The 3,859-nt window shown below is 67.7% G+C and carries 3 protein-coding genes and 1 pseudogene; 2 read left to right on the plus strand and 2 right to left on the minus strand.

Going from position 1 to position 3,859, the window contains the following annotated elements:
* Positions 1–326: pseudogene (locus tag DYI24_RS22840) on the plus strand (dihydroxy-acid dehydratase domain-containing protein); the annotation flags it as partial.
* A gap of 119 nt (positions 327–445) precedes the next feature.
* Here DYI24_RS22840 and DYI24_RS22845 read toward each other — a convergent pair.
* Positions 446–1,249, minus strand: a complete 804-nt coding sequence (locus DYI24_RS22845) for a gamma-glutamyl-gamma-aminobutyrate hydrolase family protein (protein ID WP_164573959.1) — start codon at positions 1,247–1,249, stop codon at positions 446–448.
* Positions 1,250–1,494: 245 nt separating this feature from the next.
* On the opposite strand from DYI24_RS22845, the gene DYI24_RS22850 reads away from it, so the two are divergent.
* Positions 1,495–3,309 (plus strand): chloride channel protein, encoded by a 1,815-nt coding sequence (locus DYI24_RS22850; protein ID WP_164573960.1) that lies wholly within the window; start codon positions 1,495–1,497, stop codon positions 3,307–3,309.
* Positions 3,310–3,322: 13 nt separating this feature from the next.
* On the opposite strand, the gene DYI24_RS22855 is transcribed toward DYI24_RS22850, so the two are convergent.
* The coding region (locus DYI24_RS22855; protein ID WP_502706366.1) for an allophanate hydrolase-related protein at positions 3,323–3,859 on the minus strand (537 nt) is incomplete at its 5' end.

Consider the following 3,859-nt stretch of genomic DNA (forward strand, 5'->3'; position numbering starts at 1 on the left):
CCGACGGCCGGTTCTCCGGCGGCACCTCCGGCCTCTCGATCGGCCACGTCTCGCCGGAAGCGGCGGAAGGCGGCCTGATCGGTCTGGTGCGCGACGGCGACCGGATCTCGATCGACATCCCGAACCGCACCATCAGCCTCGACGTCTCCGAGGCCGAACTCGCCAAGCGCGGCGAGGAAGAGCGCGCGCGCGGCGAAGCAGCGTGGACGCCGAAGGATCGCAAGCGCAACGTCTCGGCGGCGCTGCAGGCCTACGCGATGCTGACCACCAGCGCCGCCAACGGCGCGGTGCGCGATGTGAAACGCCGGTTCGGTAAGCCGAACTAAGCGGCTGACTGACGGGCTGGCAGTTCTGTGTTGATGAACGCAGAACTGCCCGCGACCGCTCTCAATACAACGACATCCGCAGGGCGAGGACGCATGGCATGTAGCAATGATGCTGTGCCTCAGCCCGACCGCCGCAGCACGGCGGGCCGCTGCCGCGCCGTACGATAGGCGGTGACCGCTTCGCCGAAGGCCAAAAACAGCGCGCGGTTGATCGGATTGACCTGCGGATCATATTCGGCGTGCCACTGCACGCCGAGCGCGAAACCCGGCGCATCGGCGATGCGGATCGCCTCGATGGTGCCGTCTTCGGCGACGCCTTCGATCACGACGCGTGGGCCAGGCTCGAGAATGCCCTGGCCGTGCAGCGAATTCACCCGGATCAGATCGCGGCCGAACAGCCGCGCGAATACGCCGCCCGGCGTGAGCTGCACGTCGTGGCGATCGGCGAACACCACGGTCGGATCGGGATGGATTTCCCCGTTCTCCAGCCGCGGCATCCGGTGGTTCATCCGCCCCGGCAGCTCACGGATCTCCGGATGCAGCGAGCCGCCATAGGCGACGTTCATCTCCTGAAAGCCGCGGCAGATCCCGAACAGCGGCACCCCGCGCTCGACACAGGTGCGCACCAGCGCCAGCGCCAGCTCGTCGCGCGGCTGGTCGTAGGGCTCGTGGCGGGGATTGGGCTCGGTCTTGAAGTAGGTCGGATGCACATTGGCCCGGCCGCCGGTCAGCAGGATGCCGTCGACCACCGCGAGCAGGTCCTCGATTTGGGCGAACTCGGACGAGCCGCCGAACATCAGCGGCAGCGCACCGGCCACCTCCGCCACCGCGCGCAGGTTACGCTCGCCCACATGCTGGACGGCAAACCGATTATCGACGAGATGGGCGTTGCCGATCACGCCGATCACCGCTCTGCCAGTCATCCTGTCCTCCCTGACAACCCTCGGACCATACAGCCAAAACGACGAAAATCGAGCCCGACGATGCTGCCTTAATTGGTTGCCAGCTCTGCACTGGCGATCCGTCTGATCAGCCGGTAGAAGCTGGCGCCAATCAGCCGGGTTCGTGCGGCGTTCGAGCCGGCACGGGCTTGTATTTTCCCGAGGATCGCCCGCAGCCATGTGCCCCGCTTCATGTCGATGACCGTCCTTGCCGGCAGGGCCGCCCGATGAGCGTGGTCTCGCGCCCGGATACGCCCGCTGCTGCAGGCCCCACCTCCGCGGCGCCGGCTGCGTCCGCGCCGTGGCGATTGCCTGCCGTGGTGCGCAATTTCGTGCGCAACCGGGAAATCGGTCTGGTGTTGGTCGCGGTGGTGATCGGGCTGTTGTCCGGCCTGTTAGTGGCGATCATCTGGCGCCTCAGCGAATTCGCGCATGCGGTGCTGTTCAATATCCCATTCGATACACGGCTTAGCGCCAACGGCGTCATCTCCTGGCAGCGCACGTTGCTGGTGCCGCTCGGCGGCGCCATTATCTTGACCCTCATCGGCCTGTTCTACGCCGGCCGGTTCAAGGGCCGGCTCGCCGACGCGATAGAAGCCAACGCGCTGTATGGCGGACGGGTGTCGATGCGCGGCAGCCTGCTGATCTCGCTGCAGACGCTGCTGTCGAACGGCTGCGGCGCGTCGGTCGGTTTAGAGGCGGGCTACACTCAGATCTGCGCCGCGTTCAGCTCGCAGATCGGCCAGCGGCTCGCCGCCCGGCGCGCCGATATGCGGCTGCTGGTGGCTTGCGGCGCCGCCGGCGCGATCAGTGCGGCGTTCACCGCGCCGCTCGCCGGTGCGTTCTTCGCCTTTGAGGTTGTGCTCGGCGCCTACACCTCGGCGAGCCTAGTCCCGGTGATCGCCAGCGCGGTGTCGTCGTGGCTGGTGATGCGCAATCTGGTGCACCCGTCGTTCCTGCAGATCCCCGGCGTGCCGACGCCGGCCTCGGTCGAGATGATCGGCCAGACCATGTTGCTCGGCGTGCTGTGCGCATTCTTCAGCATCCTGGTGATGCTGGCGGTGGCGTTCTCGGAGCGGGTATTTCAGCGCATCAGCATCTGGCGCGGCGCGCTGAGGCTGGTGATCGGCGCGCTACTGCTCAGCGGGCTGGCGCTGCTCAGCCCGACCGTGCTCGGCTCGGGCCATGGCGCGATGCAGCTGTTGCTGATCACCAACCCGACCTGGCTGATGCTGTTGACGACGCTGATCCTGAAGACGCTGGCGTCGGCGATTTCGCTCGGCGCCGGCTTCCGCGGCGGCCTGTTCTTCGCCTCGCTGATGCTCGGCTCGCTGATCGGCCAGCTCTACAGCACGGTGCTTACGCCGTACTTCCCGGACATCGCGCTGCAGCCCGGCACGGCTGCGGTGGCCGGCATGGTGGCGCTCGGCACCGGCGTGATCGGCGCGCCGTTCAGCATGATCTGTCTCGCGCTCGAACTGACCGGCGACTTCTGGGTGACGATCGGCGCGGTGGTAGCGGCATCGATGAGCGCGCTGATCGTGCGCGAGCTGTTCGGCTACAGCTTCGCCACCTGGCGCTTCCATCTGCGCGGCGAGACCATCCGCGGGCCGCAGGACATCGGCTGGGTCAAGCAGATCAGCGCCGCCACGCTGATGCGGACGGATTTCCCGACCGCGCCGGCCGACCTGCCGATCGTCGAGGCGCAGAAGCTGTTCCCGCCCGGCCGCGTCAAGCAGATCGTGTTGCGGCATGTCGACGGCAGTTACGCCGGCATCGTCAACTCGGCCGAACTGCACGGCGTTGCCGATCCCGGAGAGACACTGCTGGAGACCCTGGCGCAGCAGCGCGATCAGTTCCTGCTGCCGCAAGTGACGGTGCGCGACATTCTTGCGGCGTTCGATCGCACCGAGGCCGACGTGCTGGTGGTGATCGACAATGCCGAGGATCGGCGCGCGATCGGCACCGTCAGCGAGGCGCACGTGCTGCGGACCTATTCGACCGAGCTCGAGCGCCGTAATCAGGAAGTGTTCTTCCGCTGATGGCGGAGACCGTTCAGCCGGTCGCCGCCAGATCCGCCATGTAGGCGCGCCAGCCGCCGAAATGCGAGATATCGCGGGCGCCTTCGATCGCCGCCGGCTCGGTGAGGAAGCCCTTCACCGCGGTGCCGTCGGCGAGCGTCAGCGTGCCGATCGACAGCGGCGATGGGATTGCCGCGACGAACGAGCCGAATGCGGCCGGCGACAGCGCCCACACTTCCACAGCGATCGCAGAACCACCACCGGGCGCCACGCGCAGCAGGCCGGGCTTCGGCGGCACGGTGCCTTTCAGCGCATAGAGTTTGTAGTCCGGTGCCGTGGCGGTGGCCGACAGCAGCCGGCCGCCGAGTGCGGTCAGTTCGCGGTTCAGCGGCATGCCGGACAGATGCGCTCCGACCACCGCGATTGCGATCTCCTCGGGCGCATCACCACCTGTGACTTCGGCGAGCGGCGGCTGGGACTGGCCGCTGGCGCCGATCGGTAGTGCGGTGTCCGCATGGAAGACGCGGCCGAGGCTGGCCAGTTCGGCCTCGCGCTCGGCAGGCGCCAGCCG

The sequence above is a fragment of the Rhodopseudomonas sp. BR0C11 genome (assembly GCF_010820945.1).
Classification (GTDB): Bacteria; Pseudomonadota; Alphaproteobacteria; order Rhizobiales; family Xanthobacteraceae; genus Rhodopseudomonas; species Rhodopseudomonas palustris_H.

What these genes read in the sequence shown, in the direction of transcription:
- DYI24_RS22845 (WP_164573959.1), bottom strand. Translation starts at nt 1,249, where the DNA reads ATGACTGGCAGAGCGGTGATCGGCGTGATCGGCAACGCCCATCTCGTC.
- DYI24_RS22850 (WP_164573960.1), top strand. Translation starts at nt 1,495, where the DNA reads ATGAGCGTGGTCTCGCGCCCGGATACGCCCGCTGCTGCAGGCCCCACC.